The organism is Sedimentibacter sp. MB31-C6 (assembly GCF_035934735.1).
GTDB lineage: Bacteria > Bacillota > Clostridia > Tissierellales > Sedimentibacteraceae > Sedimentibacter.
Genome location: NZ_CP142396.1, coordinates 1,826,674 through 1,844,906, shown reverse-complemented (window position 1 = coordinate 1,844,906; position 18,233 = coordinate 1,826,674). Strand labels below are relative to the sequence as shown.

20 protein-coding genes are annotated in these 18,233 nt (G+C 34.3%); 1 reads left to right on the top strand and 19 read right to left on the bottom strand.

Annotation, left to right across the window (positions count from 1 at the left end):
* Nucleotides 1–92: 92 nt before the first annotated feature.
* The 4 genes from ytvI to U8307_RS08845 all read right to left on the bottom strand — a co-directional run bounded on the left by ytvI (nucleotide 93) and on the right by U8307_RS08845 (nucleotide 4,482).
* Entirely contained in the window at nucleotides 93–1,172 is a 1,080-nt protein-coding gene (ytvI, locus tag U8307_RS08860) for a sporulation integral membrane protein YtvI (protein WP_326907077.1), read from the bottom strand.
* Between the two features lie 124 nt (nucleotides 1,173–1,296).
* On the bottom strand, nucleotides 1,297–2,148 hold the full coding sequence (locus U8307_RS08855) for a DegV family protein (RefSeq protein WP_326907075.1): 852 nt from the start codon (nucleotides 2,146–2,148) through the stop codon (nucleotides 1,297–1,299).
* Nucleotides 2,149–2,150: 2 nt separating this feature from the next.
* A complete protein-coding gene (locus tag U8307_RS08850; RefSeq protein WP_326907073.1) occupies nucleotides 2,151–3,527 on the bottom strand; it encodes a radical SAM protein in 1,377 nt (458 codons plus the stop codon).
* Between the two features lie 43 nt (nucleotides 3,528–3,570).
* Complete coding sequence (locus U8307_RS08845; RefSeq protein ID WP_326907071.1) at nucleotides 3,571–4,482, bottom strand: patatin-like phospholipase family protein; 912 nt, start codon at nucleotides 4,480–4,482, stop codon at nucleotides 3,571–3,573.
* A gap of 233 nt (nucleotides 4,483–4,715) precedes the next feature.
* Here U8307_RS08845 and U8307_RS08840 point away from each other — a divergent pair, with 233 nt between their 5' ends.
* The gene (locus tag U8307_RS08840) at nucleotides 4,716–5,294 is read left to right on the top strand and encodes a TetR/AcrR family transcriptional regulator (protein ID WP_326907069.1); all 579 of its coding nucleotides are present in this window, start codon (nucleotides 4,716–4,718) and stop codon (nucleotides 5,292–5,294) included.
* 336 nt (nucleotides 5,295–5,630) lie between these two features.
* Here U8307_RS08840 and U8307_RS08835 read toward each other — a convergent pair whose 3' ends face one another.
* The 15 genes from U8307_RS08835 to U8307_RS08765 form a co-directional block, all read right to left on the bottom strand.
* Entirely contained in the window at nucleotides 5,631–5,849 is a 219-nt protein-coding gene (locus U8307_RS08835; RefSeq protein WP_326907068.1) for a helix-turn-helix domain-containing protein, read from the bottom strand.
* Between the two features lie 62 nt (nucleotides 5,850–5,911).
* Nucleotides 5,912–6,493 (bottom strand): TetR/AcrR family transcriptional regulator, encoded by a 582-nt coding sequence (locus U8307_RS08830; RefSeq protein WP_326907067.1) that lies wholly within the window; start codon nucleotides 6,491–6,493, stop codon nucleotides 5,912–5,914.
* Nucleotides 6,478–6,660 (bottom strand): hypothetical protein, encoded by a 183-nt coding sequence (locus tag U8307_RS08825; protein WP_326907066.1) that lies wholly within the window; start codon nucleotides 6,658–6,660, stop codon nucleotides 6,478–6,480. Before U8307_RS08825 ends, U8307_RS08830 begins: the two co-directional genes overlap by 16 nt.
* Nucleotides 6,661–6,734: 74 nt before the next feature.
* The gene (locus tag U8307_RS08820) at nucleotides 6,735–7,001 is read right to left on the bottom strand and encodes a helix-turn-helix domain-containing protein (protein ID WP_326907064.1); all 267 of its coding nucleotides are present in this window, start codon (nucleotides 6,999–7,001) and stop codon (nucleotides 6,735–6,737) included.
* A gap of 12 nt (nucleotides 7,002–7,013) precedes the next feature.
* Nucleotides 7,014–8,828, bottom strand: a complete 1,815-nt coding sequence (locus tag U8307_RS08815) for a VirD4-like conjugal transfer protein, CD1115 family (protein ID WP_326907062.1) — start codon at nucleotides 8,826–8,828, stop codon at nucleotides 7,014–7,016.
* Nucleotides 8,801–10,300, bottom strand: a complete 1,500-nt coding sequence (locus U8307_RS08810) for a DUF3991 domain-containing protein (RefSeq protein WP_326907060.1) — start codon at nucleotides 10,298–10,300, stop codon at nucleotides 8,801–8,803. The genes U8307_RS08815 and U8307_RS08810 overlap by 28 nt, the downstream gene beginning before the upstream one ends.
* Before the next feature lie 20 nt (nucleotides 10,301–10,320).
* Nucleotides 10,321–12,990, bottom strand: coding sequence for a MobP3 family relaxase (gene mobP3, locus U8307_RS08805; RefSeq protein ID WP_326907059.1), 2,670 nt, complete (start codon nucleotides 12,988–12,990; stop codon nucleotides 10,321–10,323).
* A 6-nt stretch (nucleotides 12,991–12,996) separates the two neighbouring features.
* Nucleotides 12,997–13,350 (bottom strand): hypothetical protein, encoded by a 354-nt coding sequence (locus U8307_RS08800; protein WP_326911586.1) that lies wholly within the window; start codon nucleotides 13,348–13,350, stop codon nucleotides 12,997–12,999.
* A gap of 482 nt (nucleotides 13,351–13,832) precedes the next feature.
* Nucleotides 13,833–14,087 (bottom strand): DUF6103 family protein, encoded by a 255-nt coding sequence (locus U8307_RS08795; protein ID WP_326907057.1) that lies wholly within the window; start codon nucleotides 14,085–14,087, stop codon nucleotides 13,833–13,835.
* A gap of 47 nt (nucleotides 14,088–14,134) precedes the next feature.
* On the bottom strand, nucleotides 14,135–14,521 hold the full coding sequence (locus tag U8307_RS08790) for a DUF6103 family protein (RefSeq protein WP_326907055.1): 387 nt from the start codon (nucleotides 14,519–14,521) through the stop codon (nucleotides 14,135–14,137).
* A 16-nt stretch (nucleotides 14,522–14,537) separates the two neighbouring features.
* Nucleotides 14,538–14,918: a DUF3846 domain-containing protein gene (locus U8307_RS08785; protein ID WP_326907053.1), complete on the bottom strand. Its 381-nt coding sequence runs from the start codon at nucleotides 14,916–14,918 to the stop codon at nucleotides 14,538–14,540.
* Between the two features lie 12 nt (nucleotides 14,919–14,930).
* Entirely contained in the window at nucleotides 14,931–15,509 is a 579-nt protein-coding gene (locus U8307_RS08780; protein WP_326907051.1) for a DUF6329 domain-containing protein, read from the bottom strand.
* A 14-nt stretch (nucleotides 15,510–15,523) separates the two neighbouring features.
* A complete protein-coding gene (locus U8307_RS08775; protein WP_326907049.1) occupies nucleotides 15,524–16,633 on the bottom strand; it encodes a C40 family peptidase in 1,110 nt (369 codons plus the stop codon).
* Nucleotides 16,634–16,639: 6 nt separating this feature from the next.
* Nucleotides 16,640–17,176, bottom strand: coding sequence for a gamma-glutamylcyclotransferase family protein (locus tag U8307_RS08770; RefSeq protein ID WP_326907046.1), 537 nt, complete (start codon nucleotides 17,174–17,176; stop codon nucleotides 16,640–16,642).
* A 9-nt stretch (nucleotides 17,177–17,185) separates the two neighbouring features.
* Nucleotides 17,186–18,229, bottom strand: a complete 1,044-nt coding sequence (locus U8307_RS08765; protein ID WP_326907044.1) for an amidoligase family protein — start codon at nucleotides 18,227–18,229, stop codon at nucleotides 17,186–17,188.
* Nucleotides 18,230–18,233 lie beyond the last annotated feature (4 nt).

The window sequence follows — 18,233 nt, the reverse complement described above, 5'->3', positions numbered from 1 at the left end:
GTTATTTCCATTCTTAAAATTAATATCGCTAAATCTAATAATAAATTATGGAATGATCTATATTGACCCCACATCAGTGTCTTAATTCAGTTTTACACTTGCTTGAAATATTGGAACTTATTAGTATCATATTGATGCTTAAGGAATGCTATGATTACAGGCAGAATAATAAGACCTGCAAACCCAAAACTTTTCAGCCCTATATACATGCAAATTATCATAACAATAGGATGTAAACCAATTTGACCTCCTATCAATTTTGGTTCTAATATATTACGTACAACTGTTATAATAAGATATAATATAGTAAGGCCAAAGGCAAACGATAAGTTACCTTTTATAACTTCAAAAATAATCCATGGTATAATAATCCCTCCAGTCCCCAGTATTGGAAGAAAATCGATGACCGCAATTAATGCAGCAATATTGACAGCTCTGTCTACTTTCAATATAGTGAGACCTAATGCTAGCTCTACAAATGTTATCCCCATTAAAATTAAATATGCTTTTAGATATTTAAGACCAATTTCAGTAGCAAACCCTTTAACTTCATTGATAAAACTCTGAGTTTTGGGTTTGAATTTTTCTGAAATATAATCAATAATCTTATTGTAATCTATAGCAATAAAAAACGAAAAAATTATTGCGAATACAATTCCTAAAAATAAGCTCGGCAAGAAAGATACAAATGATGATATAAACTGAATTACTGTTGAGGATATCTTAGAAACCAGTGAATCTACCGATTTAAATAGGAAAGCTGATATGTCTTGGATTACACTAACAATACTTGGATCAATATCCGTGGATACTTCTTCTATAATCGTAAAAAGATCATTAATTACAGGTTCAATATATAGCACATACATTTCTGGAATCCTAGCAATACTGTCCTTTATTTCAGCAAGACAATATAAACTAATCCATGATAAAAATAAGCCTGATATACTATAAAACAATAGAATTAATAAAATTGCAGCAGCTTTATGCGGAATATGAAATTTTTCAGCTGTAAAATGTATAGCCGGACGTAATAGTAATGCTACTATAAATCCAATTAAAAAAGGCATAATCAAAACAAAAATATGCTTTATGAAAATATATATAATACCAGTAATTATACCTAAATAAATAATATTTATAATAAAGTTCTTTTTTTGTTCTATTGTCATTTAGAGAATCTCCTCCTATTGTATAAGGATACTTTCTTAATTAAATTAAAACTCTCCTCGATTTACGATACCCTTATTACCATAGATTCTTTTATTGATCGTTCTGCTATTTTTAGATATGCCCCTAACCGCTGTTAAAAGCAATTGATAGCATACCTGAACCAGTATGAGCTCCTATGACTGGGCCAACGGGTGTAATTATAATGTCTGTATTAGGAAATTTTTCATGAATATAGCCACTAAGTATTATTGCATCGTCCATACAATCTCCATGTCCAATTACAACTGTATCTTCACAGCATTCTCTCTTCTTTTCTTTATAATAGCAAAACAATGACCTTATTGATTTTTTTCTGCCCCTTTCCTTCTTAACAAACTGCAAATTCCCTTCTTCGTTGATTTCCAAGATTGGTTTAATCTGAAGTGCCATCCCAGTTAAAGCGGTAGCCCTAGAAATACGCCCTCCCCTTTTCAATGTTTCAAGGTCATCTACTATAAATCTATTGTGTATTTTCACTCTTTTTTCCATCACCCAGTTTACTAAATCATCTAGTTTCATTCCTTCCTTCTTTCTCTTTACCGCTTCATATACTAGATATCCTTCTTTTACTGAGGCTGAGAGTGTATCAACACAGATGATACGCCGCTGTGGGTATTTCTTCATTAACTCAACTGCACTAAGAAGAGCATTTTGATAGGTTCCTGACATACCCGAAGAGAATGCTAAATATAAAACATCCTTTCCCTCTGCCATATATTTTTCAAAAACATAGTTAAATTCAAAAGGAGTAATTTGGGATGTAGTGGCTATCGTTCCTTCTCGCAATGCTTCATAAAATGTTCTGACACTAATATTACCATCTGGACCATATAGAAACTCCTTTTGATTAATATACACCTTCATTGGAATTACATGAGCATCCAACAAACTATAATCCATATCAGCTGTAGCATCGGTAACAATTTGATAAGACATTGTTATACCCTCTCTTCTGCCTTTAAAAACTGAGAGCAGTCTTTAGAACAAGCGCGCTCACACATGATTTGTTCAGCTACAGGAGCCCATTTCTCTGCATAATCAATTGTACGGGCACATAATTCTTCTGCACTTTCCGGTGCCTCCGGATCCGTTGAATGAGCACCTGTTCTTCTGACCATTTCAGGTAAAATTTCAGGGTTTTCAAGCATAGGGCATGGTCGAAGCATATTCTCATTGAATGGCTGCCCATCGTGATAAGCCATGAAAATAGGAGACTGAAGTGCTTCCAACAGAGTACAATCATGAATATTGGCATTTGAATAATGTATGAATACACAAGGATCAACATCACCAGCAGCATTGATATGAAGGTAACGTCGTCCACCTGCAATACAGCCTCCTACATGTTGTGCATCATTTTGGAAATCCATGGTAAATATTGGCTTTGTCCTACGAAAACTTCTTATTCGCTCCATCAATTCAACTCTTTGCTCAGGTGTTACCATTAATTCCGGTATAGCACTTTTTCCTACCGGCATATAATGAAAGAACCATGCAAAAAGAGCTCCCATATCTATGATTTTGTCATAGAACTCTTCACTGGTGACATCATTATAGTTAGCGCTGGTATAACAAACCGAAATGCCAAAGGGTAACTTGTTTTCTTTCAAAAGCTGCATGGACTTCATTACTTTGGAGTAAACACCTTCTCCACGTCGGCTGTCATTGGCTTCTTCAAACCCCTCCAAACTAATCGCAGGAATAAAGTTCTTTACCCTCAGTAATTCTTGGCAAAACTCCTCATCAATCAATGTGGAATTTGTAAAGCATAGGAATACACAATCAGAATGTTTTTTACACAAACGCATTAAATCTTGTTTGCGAACTAATGGTTCACCACCGGTATAAATATAAAAATATATACCTAAAGCTTTACCCTGCTCAATAATTGAATCTATATCATCGTAGGACAGGTTGAGTTTATGACCATATTCTGCAGCCCAGCATCCTTTACATTTCAGATTGCATGCAGAAGTGGGATCCAGCAAAATAGTCCATGGAATATTGCACTTAAATTTTTCACGGTTTTTTTCCTGTTGTGGCCACCCAAATACATTTTCGTTCAATATAAAATTGCTAAAGAAAGTAGATCTTGCCCCATTATCCAGCTCATATATTCTCATAATTAATTGATACCAATTATCTTTTTTTTCGATTGATGCCCTAATTGCATCACGTTGTTGGATAAACTCATCGTTGGGCATAAAACGGTCTGCCATTTCCATCAACTTAGGGATATTCCTTTCAGGATCTTTTTCCAGATAGTTGATAGCTTGTGTAATACCAAAAGCTTTTACCTTATCATTAATATTCATGTATAATTCTCCTCTCAAAATATAATTAATAATTATAATTTATTTAATACTCTCTCATTGGTCTTTCATATAAATCATTTGATAAATAGGATTGGAGATCTTTCCAGCATGATTTCGCAATTTCTATACCATGATTATAATATGATTCTAATTTGTCAGGGTCTGTTTCAAAGCGTTTTATCTCTGGAAGCTCAGGTCGGATTATAAACACTTTTCCATCTTCTTTCAGACATTCCAGCAATATAATCTGTCGTTTATACATTTCTGCCCTATTAAAAATTGCATCCAGTAGTTTCGGAAAATCTTTGTAAAATGTTTGATACAGTATCCTCTGATAGTAATTCATCGTTGGCATGTCTCCAAGTCGGCGAGTTAAAACGACTATGTTTTTTGAATAACCCTGTTTAACTGCACGTTCAATAGGAATAGAGTCTGATAACCCGCCATCCAAATATTTTTTTCCATCCAGCTCCACCATTTTAGAAAACAGCGGCACACTGGCAGAGGCTTTTCCCAAAGTGCTAAGCCGATAATTATCACGGTTTTCATGAAGATATTCCGCTTTTCCTGTGGCACAATTAGTCACGACAAACTCAGTGCGAATACCTGAATTAAAAAAAGCTTTAAAATCAAATGGAAGTTGATTGTAAGGATATTCATAAAAAATTCGATCTAAATTGATTATCGTTTTTGCATGAATCAGTTGATTAACACCAAAATAGTGATTTTTAGCCTCTCCCTGAATCATGCAATTTTTCGTATACCCAATTTGATGTGAGGCATATCCCAATAAGTTACATGCTCCTGCGGATACTCCCACCACATAAGGAAATTTTAGTCCCTTTTCCATGAAATAATCCAGCACACCTGCTGTAAAAACGCCCCGGAGAGCCCCGCCCTCTAAGACCAGCCCTACCCCGTTGGGTTGATATAGTTGTTTATCAATACCAATCACTCCCTTATAGTTAAATATTCCTTTAAATTTCAGAAACCTCGTCATGCGGGTCACTTATTGCAAAAAACAATCCATAACTTATCCTAACTTTTGCATATTTATGGTCTATTAGAATAGACATGTGTTGATTATTCCTCATATGTGTATTATAATATGCTGTAATGTAGTATTCAATTGCCAGCTTATCTTCATGTGTGGTTTAATCAACAAAATTATTGAAAGTGGGGTGTCTTATGATAGAGGATCGCAGAATTGCCAAAACAAAAACAGCAATTAGGGAAGCATTTATCTCAATAATCAAGAAAAAAAATGCACCCAAAATTACTGTTACAGAAATTGCAAAACAAGCCAATATTGACAGGAAGACCTTTTACCTGCACTATGACTCTATAGAAGATCTTATAAATGAATTTTATCAGGAGATAACTAGCAAATTGCTCCTGATATTAGAAAAGAATGATTTTTTTGACCGCTCTTTTGACATCACTTCCTTGTTTGAATCGCTAAACCTCCTCATAGGTGAGGATATTGAACTTTATCGCCATATAGTAAAAATGCCATCCTTTTCCCCGTTTTGGGAAGAGATTAAAAATATCGTAAAAAGTGTCGCAGTAGAAGCTATGGCAACTGAAATAAATATGTCTCATAATGAACTCGAATTATATGCTGAATTCTATTCTGCAGGTGTGACTTCTGCTTATCTTTCATGGCTAAAGAATGAAGTAAATCTTACTGAGAAAGAGGTTGCTAATATTGTGGGAACAGCAGCATTCTACGGATTTCAAAAACTGCTGCCAAAAAAAGATATGTAAATATTTATTACCTTAACAAAATACTGGAAAACTGTTAATATGTACAAAATATAGACTTCGATGGATAGAATCAGCTTTACCGAAACTACATTTAAAAAATAAATTTAATACTTTGTTTTTCAGCAGTGTGACCAAATTTTATTCTTACTGGTCCTTGTAACTCAGATGCACGTGTTATCATAATTAGTAAAAAACTATGCATTAATTAATTATCAAATTCTATTCTTATTACTCAATTTGATGGTCACTTTTTATTAGAACTTTTAAGACTTTATCACTCTAATAAAAATATTACCTGCTAGTTATAAATTTAAAAATAATCTTTGTTTAAGCAAATTATATGATTTTTACATCAGGAACATGCTTTAATATATCACCGGGCTGGCAATTCAACGTTTTACATATTGAATCAAGTGTCGAGAATCGTATTAATTTTGCCTTGTTATTTTTTAAAACAGATAAGTTTGATTTTGTGATATTTATATTTGCTGCTAAGTCAGATGAATTTATTTCTTTTTGTAGCAGCAAGTTTTCTAAATTTATAATAATAGCCATAATAATTCACCCTTTAAATTAGTGTACCCTTTTTTACTAAGCTGTATATACACGGTTCTATTTTATTCAAATAACGCTTTTAATGACGACAGCGAATCAATCATGTCCTCTTCTCCATTAGCCAGTATTACTTGTATAGACATTCCAAACAAAGTGCCTAACATCATCCTAGATAGTGTAACAGGAGATTTATATTTTAATATTCTTTCATCAGAAAAATCATTAATAATATATGTTTCTATTAAGTTGACTACATTATTAAAAAGATCATTTAAAAGCTCTTTAAAAGATTCTGACCAAAGTGCCATACTGGTTAAATCAAAAAGTAGTTTGAATAATTCGGGTTTTTCTTTTAACATTTCCTGAAAATATTCAATTAAGTGCATCATCTTTTCTTTTTCTGTATCTCCCTTTTTTAAGTTATCTTCAATTTCATTCAAATATTGCTGTGTAAGTGTTTTTATTATCTCAGTAAATAATCCTTCTTTGTTTTTATAATAATAATTAAGCTGACTCAGTACAACTCCTGCTTCGTCAGCAATATCCCTTAAAGAAACGCTTGCGTATCCTCTTTCAGATATACATTTAAATGCTGCATTTAGTATTTTTTGAGATTGATTTAAATTTTCTAGTTTATTATCCATCTAATATTCCTCCAATATAGTTCGGACGGCTGTCCAATTGTATTATAGAACAAATTCATATAAACTGTCAAGTTGTAGAATCCAATAATACTATCTGGGTATATGTCTTGTTCTTTTTCTGATGTTAAATATATTCTTAAAGTGAGTCCTTCTTGTGAGTTCACCATGAACTCCACCCTAGTTCATTTAAAAGACATACTACCCCCTTGGTGGATAGCATGTCCTTTTAATATATCTTAAACTACTTTTTCAAAAAATATCGATTGGAAGTATTTCCTCCATTCTCCCTATAGCGTACTTCCTTAGTAAGCAGACCACAACGTATAAGATCAGCTATGCCTCGTTTTACAGTACTCCTTGACATAGAAGTTTCCCTTGCAATAGTATTTATGGCTGGCCAGCATTCACCTTTTGTATCACTTCTATCTTTTAAGTACATGTATACTGTTTTCGCACGAGCTGGTAGTTCATTATAAGAGTAGGAATAAATTGTTCCAAAATAACTCAAGTCTCATCCCTCCTATGTTCTCAATGTCGGCCTTCGTTTATTTTCTCCTGTTTCAGTTTTTGATAATAAGCTCTGTGTATTTACCATACCTCCTATTCTTCTTTCTTCATCTGATTCCAATTCCTCATTTTTCCCCATATCAAGTATAATATTCTCTTCCAAGGTTTCCTTATCTGCATATGCTACTTTGCGATGTGACTTTTCCTCCATAATATATGGCTTCCCAAAAGAAATGCCCCAATCTAAAAACAGACGAAGTACTGTCTTCATTGGATTAGCTCCTGTCTTCATAATAACAAAGTTTCCCTTTGGTAAAGACTTTAGCTCATCCGCTGTTAGTAGTGGTCTCTCCATCATCTGCAGGCTTTGTGAAGGATCATTTTTACCTCTGCTGATACTTCCGCTCATTACAGTTCTGCTGCCAAGTGATTTGGATAGAACTTGAGCAGTTTCTGAATTAGGTGCAAACCCTCCAAATATAGTAAGCTGACAGTTATCTGTTATAATTTCACTGCCTTCTTTACCATAATTTTTATCTAGCTGTGCAAATGACTGAATTATAGGGACCAATGATATTTTTCTGGAACGGCCTGCACTAAGCATCATTTCAAAGGATTCTATCTTTGGAATTGTACCGATTTCATCTGCATAAATCATGACACGATTTGGGAGCTTGCCCCCATTTTCATCTGCTACTGTTAGCATCTCACGATAAAACTGCTGCAAGAATAAACTAACCATAAAATATTTCGTATTATCTTCCTCCGGGAGTATAAGAAAGATTGCAGATTTTTTATTACAGAAAGTTTCAGCATCAATTTCTGTATCAAAACATAGAATCTGCTCCATCTCTGTGTCTAAGAAGGCATTCAGTCTTGATAATACAGTAGATAGAACTGATGCCATGGCTTGTTCAGCAGAGTTTAGTGCTGCACCTGAAAACCATCTAGCCTTATGCTCTGGTGGAAGTTTATCCATTAATAACTGAAATTGACTTTTTCCCTTTACTTTGCTTGGTGCCATTAAGTCCTGTACCATTTTAAACACACTTATGATATGTCTTACATCTACTATTTCACCTTCTTCCTCAGTAGGTGGGAGATACTCTGCAATAAGCAAAATAACAGCTGTGAGAAGTCCTTCGGCTGCATCATAGAAAAAAGCATTTTGACCGTAAGCAGAACTGTCACCTGTAGAATTTATAATAGTTTTAGAAATAATCTTTGCATACTTCTCAGCCTTTGCTTTTACAGAAATATTGTTGTTATCTTCTCTATACTTATCCATATATTTGTTAACTAGATGCAATAAATTATTTCCATCACTTCTTGTAGGATTTCTTAAGTCTATAACTGCAATATTGTATCCGTAGCATTCTTTAGCAATCCTTCCATAGTTTCTGGCAAGATCACCTTTTGTATCAGTAGTTATAAAACTCATACCAGTTGCACAGGCATATTCCAAGTTTGGATAAAGGAAAAATGCAGTCTTTCCCACACCTGCCGCTCCAATCATAAGACAATGAACATCATCAGTATCTACAAGTGCTGTTACATTATTTTTAACCCCCTTGCATCCAACTATAATTCCTTGCTCTGTCGGTAAATTTTTTCCCTTCCTCCAATCTGAAACATTAAACGGTATGTGCTTATAAGTATTTAAAATTTCTTTTTTAGTAGCAAATCTAGCAGTACCATGCTGACCATCGCCAACAGTTTTTGACTTGATTCCGTTTAAGGTGTAGTAGTGTGAAATCAGTGAAATTCCTCCAATTACTATAAACATAAGAGCTGCCATACCTACAAGCAAATATACTTGTGATTCCATAGTTCAGAGCCCCCTTCCATTACTTTAAGAATTCCATCCGCTAGTCTATCTCCCTCTTCTTTTTGCATAGCCATTTCTCTTATCTGTTTTTGCTCCTGTCTTAGCTCTTGCAGCTCAATCAAAATAACTGCTTTTAAACTATGCTGAGCAATAAACTCATAACTGTTTGCAATAGTTTCTTTTTCTTTCTTAGATAGAATTCCCTGATATTTACTGACTTTTGAGATCTCCTGTCCAATCATATCTAATCGGCTATTAAGTCTGTTTCGATTTTCGTATGCCCTAAATTCGGAGTATAACTTCCTTTTAAGAGCACCAATACTTTGATTAAATCCTAGTTGTCTATATTCATTCTCTGCTAACAGCAAAGAAAAAGCAGATAGTTGTTTTAACGTTTCAACTACCTGCTCACTGCTATTTGTTTTGCATTTCTGGAATAGATTATTTAATTTTGATAGGGATTTATCTGTATTTTTAAATTCAGATGTCAGTTCATAAATCTCTGTGCAGATTTTATCCCGTAAGTTATACTGAGGATGTTCCTCTGCGGGTATTGCAGAGAGATTAAGACTCGCCATTAAGTCCTCGTTCCAATCTTTATATTCAGGCATAAGTTTATCACATCTTATTTCCCTATCAATCAATATATCATAGAATTTTTCACCAGTTTCAATCCCTGCTATATCATGATCCAGACATAGTATTACATGATTAAGATGAGGGTTCAATTCAATCATTTTTAACATCGCCTGTTCTGATACTCCGCATAATGATACATAGCTGCCATGCTGCCAATCTTTTTGATACATTGTAATAAAAGAAAGCATATCAATTGGTGCTTCAAATACATAAAGCTTATTGCTCTTTCCAATATAGTTAAAACTATAGCCGGGATTACTGCTTTCTATATTCCCTTTGAACTTTTTGCCTTTCGTATATATTCCATGTTTATGTCCATGACGAGGAATTCCATTTTCATCAATACCTACAAATACTGCATTATGATATTCCTTTGTTTTATCTCGGGATAGTTCACAGCTTTCATAAAGCATTTTATTCCTAGCAAAGAAACTTATTATATCCCTATCAATACATCTTTGTTTAATTAAATATGCAAAAACCCTGCGCATATCAGAATGTTTTTGAGGCAGTACAAAAGGTTTTCTTTTCTCCTGCTCTTTTATATCTGCTGTTTTATATATTACTTCTCCCTGTTCATCAAGCAATCTTGTTACAGCTTCTGGAAAACTCAATCCATAAAAGTTCTGCAAGAAATCAATAGCCAATCCTCCCTCTCTTGTTTCATGATCATACCACCTATTTCCCCTTACTGTAATGCTTCGATCATTAGCAAGTCTTTTTTCTCTTCCAGAACGCAATAGCTTCTCTCCTTGTCTTTCCAAGAAATCCACAAGATCAACTGAATTTGCCCTTCGTTTCTGTTCATCTGTAAAATGAATATAAGTAGCCATAGATTACCTCCCTTTGAATTCTACAACTCAATATTCTGCTCCTGCTCATTTTTCTTATGTCCCTGTGCCATTTTCTTTTCCCTTAACTTTCTCATAAGCTTACTATCAATCTTAATTCCAACTCCTGATGATTTCAGAGGAACATTATCTTCAAATATCCTACTCATATGGTGAAGCATCCTTGATACTGTAAGTGAAACAGAGGGATTTTGAAACCTATCCATATTATCGAGAAAAAATTGAGCATATTCATTTCCTTGCTCGGATGATATAGTAAACCATTTTATTGCCTCTTCTTTATTCTCTATAACACCATCACCCATAAAATATATTTTCCCTAGTAAATACTGTGCGTATTGATTTCCTTTTTCTGCAGATATAAGAAACCATTTAACTGCTGATGGAATATCTTTCTCTATATCTTCACCCTTAAGGAATAACTTGCCTAGCTGATATGCTGCGTACTCATTACTTTGTTTTGAAGATAGTTCAAACAATTCTATAGCTTTATAAATATTCTTCTCCACATACTTTCCATTAAGATAAAGTACGCCAAGAGAATATTGTGCATATTGATTACCACTTGTGGATGCCTGCTCTAAATATTCAATTGCTGTTTTTATCTCTGTAATAGTTGGATTATCTTCTGCAAGGATTAATTTTGCGAGTGAATAACAGGCAAATGTATTTTCAAGTTTTGCTGACTTTTCATAGTATTTCTTTGCTCTCCTTATATCCTTTTCTATACCAACTCCGTTTTCAAGCATCCATCCAAGTCTATATTGTATTTTATCGTCATGACTTTGCTTTTCTAATTTTTCAAAACCTATGAATGCTGAACGGAAATATTTATTTGATTCTTTTTCATTCATATTGGTTCCAATTCCATCACGGTACATCTTTGCGACTTCGAAACTAGCATATGGAAAACCCTGTTTAGCAGATCTTAAATACAAATCAAATGCTTTTATATAGCTTTGATCTACGCCTTGACCATTATAATAGAGTCCAGCCAAAGAATACTCTGCAAACTTATATCTTTCTTCTGCTGATAAAGTAAGCCAGTAGACTGCTCTTTCATAATCTATTTCTGTTCCAAGCCCTTGGGAATATATTTTACCTATACGGTACTCTGTATAATTCCAAGGCTTTCTATCTTCTACTTTATGAAAAGCATTAAGTGCTTTTTCATACCATTTATAGGATTCTTCTATATCAAATTCTACACCAAGACCATCAGCAAATATTCTTCCCATATTAAACATGGCAAGGGCATTTCCCTTTTCAGCTTCTAATTGAAATAAATAAAAAGCTTCTTCAAAATCCTGAACTATATCATCTGTGCCAAATAAGAATTCACAGGCCCTCTTATAATCATCACTCCACTTGACATAAACATCTTCAGTTATATTGTCATTGACCTCTGTTTCATCAGGTAAATCTAAAGCATTCCCTTCCATTTCGACAAAATCTATATCATTTCCAATTATATCTTCTGTTTCTTTTTCTCTTTCTTCATTTGTAATATCAATATCATCATTTGCTATTTCTTCAAAGGAAAAGATCCCTTTATTATAATTATCTGCCTCTTTAATAATCATATTTTTAATTGATTTAAATTCCTTTTGCTTAGATAAGGGCAGAGGCTCTGGCAGATTATCCATGTAGCTGTGCAATACTTCGTTACGCATTTCATACCATAGATCATATGCCTTGCTTATTCCTTCTTCCTTAGCTAGTTCATCTACAATCCCATCTACCATTGCCTTAAGCTTTGGCTGCAAGTATCCATATTGTTTTTTACCCTTGCTGAATTTCAATCGTTCAGCGAATTCTATAAACTGTTCTTCTACTTTACTATTTTGAAAAGTATCCTTTTTCATTTCTGATATTAGTTCCAATAATACTTTCCTTGATTCTTCTTTTAGTTCATCTCTTCTTTTACTTTGTTCTATATAAATTCCTTCTAGTTCCTGACCAAAGATATTTTTTACAAATCCTGATTTCATTTTCTCTATACCTTTTTTCGTCAGATATCCTTCCTTTGAATCTGTAGAGTAACAAATCATATGAATATGGGGATGATGACCCTCATTATGAAAGGCAGCATACCAACGAAAGTTCTCAGGCTTTATCTTTAAAGATTCAGCTATGTCTATGGCATAATAAGAAAGCATATTATGCCAGCTTTCAGCATTATCAAAACCAAGTCTTACAGCATCCTCTCTCCTTAAGGAGATAATCGGAGTCCACACATTTCCTTCATGATTTGCAACTTCATCTGCAATCCTACTAAGAACTAAACTATCACCTCCACCAGTAAATAGCCCATGCTTTCCCATCCTTTCCACCCTTGGTCGATTTGCAATATAATCTACATAGTTTTTACGTTTGCCAATCTTATCGAGGTTTTCTTCTATTGCTATGGAAATAAATTCAGAGGCATTTTCTATTGTGGAATTCTCAATATAGTCCTCATACTCAAACAAATTTTTAGTAGCTGGAAACTCTTTAACTATTTGAGCAATTAATTCTTCTTGTTTTTTTGTAGATGAAAGATTTTTATTTTCAACTTTTATTTTTTCTACACCATCTCTAGTAGCAATATAATTCACTAAGTTTTCAAGATGAGCTGATGTTTTATCACTGCCACCTTTTAGATAAGGGCATTTTAATATCAGTCTTGCCATAGTTTATCACTCTCCAATTCCCTGCTGAAACTTTATCGCCTCCTCCATAGATACTTTACCTCTTGTCTTTTTTACCTGTTGTACACACCTTCCCCTTAAACTCCTAAGTTCTTCATCACTAATTTCTAATCCAGCTGCAAGTATATTCATCATCATGCTCATTTCAACGGATAGACGAAATAAATTATTAGCATTTCTATTCTCCGTTTCTTTAAGTATCCCTTGCATAGCTGAGATTAGTATTTTAGATAGATATCCTGTAGTATCTTCACTTACCAGATACCCCATATAAAAATTTAAAGCCTTATCTATAAATTCACTGCGGCTTTTGCAATTATCTCTTTCAATCAGTCCATCCATCTTCTCTATTGTTTCAGGATAGAGCCATACTGCTGTCCGTTTCTTTGCTTTGCTCTTTATTTCTGCCAATCTATTCTCACCTCAACATCCCATGTTTTACAGCTTGGCCACCTCTATGTGACATCTGTAAATCCCTATTTTATTGGCTTTATATCATTTACGACCACCTACAAGAGCATAAAATGCCTTTTTCGACCACCTCCCTTATTTCTTTCAATCGCACGGCACTGCCGGGCGATGTGGCTGGAAGGTGGAATCTTTTGACCACCTTCCTTTATCCTGCACTAAAATCAATAGGGGGGTTCATCCTAATTATTGTGATATTATATAGCTGAAACTCAAGTTATTTACCCATTCTTGTTCTCCTATGGCCAGTCGGCACATTTGCCCTAAAACTTGATTAGCTATAGATTAGGTATAATACTATGCCATCACCCTCTTTATAATGGCACACAAGGGCAAGTACGCCCTCAAAAATTGTCTTATTCTTGTATAATAGAGTTATTATCATCTACTGCCTTAGCTTTAACTGACTTTTTAGGTCTTTTAGCCTTAATTTCCTCTTCTTGTTTCTCATCAATATATTCCCTTACATTAATAGGTACATGCTTCTCATATAGTTTTTGTAGCTGGTCTGCTAATTCAACTTCTAAGTCCACTTCCTTTTTCTCCATATATCTTTTAACAGCTCTCAGCTTTTCAGCATCAACACTAATCCTAACTACGTCCTTTTTCATCTAAACTTTTCCTCCTTCTATCTTCCTCAAAATTCATTTAAAACCTATTACATACTCATTGTCATCCCTTGATTTTGTTCCTCAGTTTGGTCTGATGTCTCTTCAATTTCTACTTCATTTATTGTTTCTGTCTCTTCTTGTTCCTCAGCACTTTGACTTCTCCCAGCCCTTCTCCTTCCTCTAGTTGTTGTATTTCCAGAGACAGTTTCTGACGTGTTTTCATTTGTTCTAGATACTATTTCTCTTTCCATTTCCTCGCCATTATCATTTCTGTCCAGGTATCTTCTGGTGGCAGATGGAACATATTTGTCATAGGTGTTTTTAATATGCTTTTGTAGTTCCTCTTCAACAGTCAACTGCTTTTCATTCATGTAAAATCTTAAGGCATCTAACTTTTCTTTTGGAAAAGTCACTTGCAGTGTTACTTTTTCCATGTTCTATTTCCCTCCTTTAAAAATCAAAGCTTATAAATTCCATTCTCGGCTGTGCCTCAGGTTCTTCACCAGTAAACTCTTGAATTTTACTGAATTCATTTGTATATTGTTCTACTTGTTCATCAGTAAGGGAGATAAATTCTCCATCACAACTATCTCCTGCAATAAAAAAAGGACCGGCAATAATGTCATTACCAACCCTTCGATTTAACTCCATTCCATTTAGTTTTCCTTCTTCATTACATACTAATATGCAATTATCATCTAGATAAATGCATTCAAATAGTCCTTCAACTTCTCCTTGGATACCTTCCAAATCATTATTTATTTCCTTTTCATAAGGTAATTTCTGCGGTTCAATTTTTAAAATACGAATTGTCTTTTCTATATTATCCATATGCAATTCCTCCTACATTTTCATATTTTGACTTGGATTTATTTCTTCATCTAAGTTAATACAGTAATCAAGATATAAGGTAATATCAAAGCATTCGTCTTCAATTTCAATCTCTGCAATTTCTTCTCTTCTATGCAGTTCATCTAAAAGCATTGTACCTATTCCATTATTTTCTTTTACTATTAACCCATGGTTTTCTTCTATTTCATCAAAGTAAATAGCCCAGCTATCATTGGATGAATTTTCTGCAGCTTCCTTTATTATTTGTCCTGCAGCTATTGAAATTTGCTGTTCAATATAGGGCATTATATTTGGCATAAATGCGGTATACCTTGCATAATTGTGTCCTTGACTATCAATTAAAATCCCATCTCCACCTTCCCTATCAAGTGCCAATAATACATGGATCTGTCCTTCAGAGTCTCTATACATTTCTTCTTTTCTTTCTATAATGAAGTCCCTGTCTTCTAATAAATTGTTACTAAATTCTTCAAACTCATCCCCATTCATTAATTCAATACCTTCAATTACACAATTTTGTGTATTGAATTCAGATATTTTTCTTTGTAATATTGCCTTTGTAATTAACATAAAGAGTCCCCCTTTTATTTTAAAATATGTGGTCTCCCATACAGCACCTGTTTATTTGAATCAAATAAATTTCGGTACACTACCTTGCCCTTTGAATAAGAAGCATCGATAACCTTACCACCTCCTGCATAGACTCCTACATGAGTAATATTCATAAATCTTCCATTTGGCTGATGACTCCAAAACACTAAATCTCCAGGTACTAAATCATTTTTTGAAACAGTAAGATTGTTATTTACACAGAATCTTGCCTGCTCTGCTGCAGTTGGCGGGAGATTAATGCCTATCTGACGATAGCTCCATAGGGTTAAATAACTGCAATCAGTATATCTGCCTTGTCCCCTTCTTTCTTGTGAATAAGGATCCCCTAGTCTTGACATGGCAAGTCTCAATATTTCAGAACCTTTCTCTCCTTCTGGCAAATCATTATATAAATTCTCCAGTTCTTCTGGAGTAAGGCTTTGTATCCAGTCCTCCCATTCAGCAAAACTATCGCCTTCACTTGGTGCAGGAGTTCCATATTTTATCCTATAATAGATCTCATTGGCATTTGCCATATCTTCATAGTTCACTGCATTCCCCATCTCTAATTCTATATTCTTATATATTTCTGATAGATTTGTTATTGGGATAGCCACTATATAAATTTCTTCATACTCATTACCCTCTGAATCAGTTATGGTTCTTGTTCGTTCCTCATAAGTAACAAAGCAATCGATATACTTTCCTTGATTCACCCTAGATGGATGATTTTCGCCGAAATACAAGGAATAAAAAATAGCCTTAACTCTGATTGAGTCTAGACTATTTCCATCTTCTATTTGGCTGTTTACCTCCTCCATCTTCCCATCAAGTATTAAAAAGCTCCTACGCATATCTTCTATATGTCCCTTGTATTCTTCAGGAATATTCCCTGATATACTGGATTCATTAAAGGATAAGTATAAGGCATTATTGTTATGACTTGCTGTTCCTGAAAGTAACCCGCATAGAATAACAATGATTAATATAAAAGGAGACAGGATTGCTGCAATAGTCCATCCGATTCCTTTTCTCAGTCTTTCATCTGACAAGGCCGATATTCCTGCCTTTGCAATAACTCCCATTGAAGCAGGATCTGCCATTTTTCATCACCACCATCTCATTCCAAATATGTCTACCTGCTTAGGTTCGTATTCATCCATCTCTTTGAACTCTTCTATTTTATTTTGGTTTTTCTCTACTGCACTATGAAGAATATTTGTATCAAATCCTGCATCAATATAACCTTCCTCTATGGTTTTTAGATAATTTTCTGATGGATTCCCCAGCTTATGCCCTGCTGTCATTATATAAATCATCGCTGTAGTTTTGTGATCACCTATGGTGATATCAACTCCAGCCTTCTCATAAAAACTTGGATATCCTTCATATCTGTCAAGTGCTTTCTCATCATCAGGCTTGATACTCCATAGTAAAATCGGTACTGTACTTCCTTTAGATGGTTCTACAGTTGCTACTGCATTATGTCTTGACCCACGGAACACAAGCTCATAATCTTTCAGTTCCGATGTTCCAATGACTCCCGCAGTAGGACATCTGTGTTTCATCTGATTTAAGTTTAGGTTGCTTCCATAGGCAATATATAGTTTATGAGTTGAGTCTTTATCTATCTTTGTTTCTTCCATCTTGACCTCCTACTGATTCATAGACATAGTAAAAGCAGGAGATTCTTCCTCCTGCTCAGCTATTTCCATATTATTATTTTCATTTTCCATAATTTCTTCCTCTTCTAAAAGTTCTTCTTCTCTCTTTTTTCTTAGTCTTTCTTTTTGTGCTTCTGCCTGCTCTGGTGATTTCCAAGCTATATTTCCTTCTAAATTATCTAAGAGATGTTTTCTTGCTGTCTTAAATTCATCTCCTATCATCCCTAAACGAAGAAGCCACACACGAAATGTATATTTCTCATTTTCAGATACAGTTTTTATTGGACTTGCAGACCTTTGGTTATAAGCTTGGGCTGTTATTGCCATACAAAACTGTATATATGCTTTTAATTTTCCAGCATGTAAAGACCCATTAAAGGCACGAAACTCTATTGTTCCTTTTTGAAAAACTGAATGTAGATTCAAACATCTATACCTGCTGTCATGGTAATGCTGATGGCTTCCATCCCTTCCCTTATACCAAAGACTTTGAATTCCACTTATTGTTTTTGGTTTCTGCTTATTCAGTTTTTCCAAGAAATCTTTATCAATCTTTTTGCAATAGCGATTCTCCCTCTCTGAATCTACCTTTAATGCTTTATATATCATATCTTCTTTTGCTGCTACAATATTCACAAGATTTCTAAGCTGATAAGCTTCAAATGGTGCCGCATTGATATGAATATGGATTCCGCAGGACTTATTACTGAAGGCTCCAGCCTCTCTTAGTTTTCGTATCATCTCCTGTACCTTTTCTATATCTTCATACCTGCAGATAGGACTGACAAGCTCCACACTATATTCTCTGTCAGCTAATTGCTTTCTATTTCCCACCCTTTTCTGACACTTAATACTACCATCACTTACAAGTTTCCACTTCCTATCCTCATTATCTCTTACACTATAAGTACCATAACCCCCTCCTTCATGATTAACAGTAGAGCCAAGATATTCAGCAATTACTTCAGCAGCTCTCCTTCTTGTTATGCCTGTCATTTCAACTTCAATTCCAATCTTCTGCTCTCTTAAATCCACATAT

Coding starts and splice junctions, on each gene's coding strand:
- U8307_RS08825 (WP_326907066.1), bottom strand. CDS start 6,660: ATGGTGAACTCACAAGAAGGACTCACTTTAAGAATATATTTAACATCA.
- U8307_RS08855 (WP_326907075.1), bottom strand. CDS start 2,148: ATGTCTTATCAAATTGTTACCGATGCTACAGCTGATATGGATTATAGT.
- U8307_RS08800 (WP_326911586.1), bottom strand. CDS start 13,350: ATGGATGGACTGATTGAAAGAGATAATTGCAAAAGCCGCAGTGAATTT.
- U8307_RS08785 (WP_326907053.1), bottom strand. CDS start 14,918: ATGGATAATATAGAAAAGACAATTCGTATTTTAAAAATTGAACCGCAG.
- ytvI (WP_326907077.1), bottom strand. CDS start 1,172: ATGACAATAGAACAAAAAAAGAACTTTATTATAAATATTATTTATTTA.
- U8307_RS08835 (WP_326907068.1), bottom strand. CDS start 5,849: ATGGCTATTATTATAAATTTAGAAAACTTGCTGCTACAAAAAGAAATA.
- U8307_RS08775 (WP_326907049.1), bottom strand. CDS start 16,633: ATGGCAGATCCTGCTTCAATGGGAGTTATTGCAAAGGCAGGAATATCG.
- U8307_RS08780 (WP_326907051.1), bottom strand. CDS start 15,509: ATGTTAATTACAAAGGCAATATTACAAAGAAAAATATCTGAATTCAAT.
- mobP3 (WP_326907059.1), bottom strand. CDS start 12,990: ATGGCAAGACTGATATTAAAATGCCCTTATCTAAAAGGTGGCAGTGAT.
- U8307_RS08850 (WP_326907073.1), bottom strand. CDS start 3,527: ATGAATATTAATGATAAGGTAAAAGCTTTTGGTATTACACAAGCTATC.
- U8307_RS08830 (WP_326907067.1), bottom strand. CDS start 6,493: ATGGATAATAAACTAGAAAATTTAAATCAATCTCAAAAAATACTAAAT.
- U8307_RS08790 (WP_326907055.1), bottom strand. CDS start 14,521: ATGGAAAAAGTAACACTGCAAGTGACTTTTCCAAAAGAAAAGTTAGAT.
- U8307_RS08840 (WP_326907069.1), top strand. CDS start 4,716: ATGATAGAGGATCGCAGAATTGCCAAAACAAAAACAGCAATTAGGGAA.
- U8307_RS08815 (WP_326907062.1), bottom strand. CDS start 8,828: ATGGAATCACAAGTATATTTGCTTGTAGGTATGGCAGCTCTTATGTTT.
- U8307_RS08810 (WP_326907060.1), bottom strand. CDS start 10,300: ATGGCTACTTATATTCATTTTACAGATGAACAGAAACGAAGGGCAAAT.
- U8307_RS08770 (WP_326907046.1), bottom strand. CDS start 17,176: ATGGAAGAAACAAAGATAGATAAAGACTCAACTCATAAACTATATATT.
- U8307_RS08795 (WP_326907057.1), bottom strand. CDS start 14,087: ATGAAAAAGGACGTAGTTAGGATTAGTGTTGATGCTGAAAAGCTGAGA.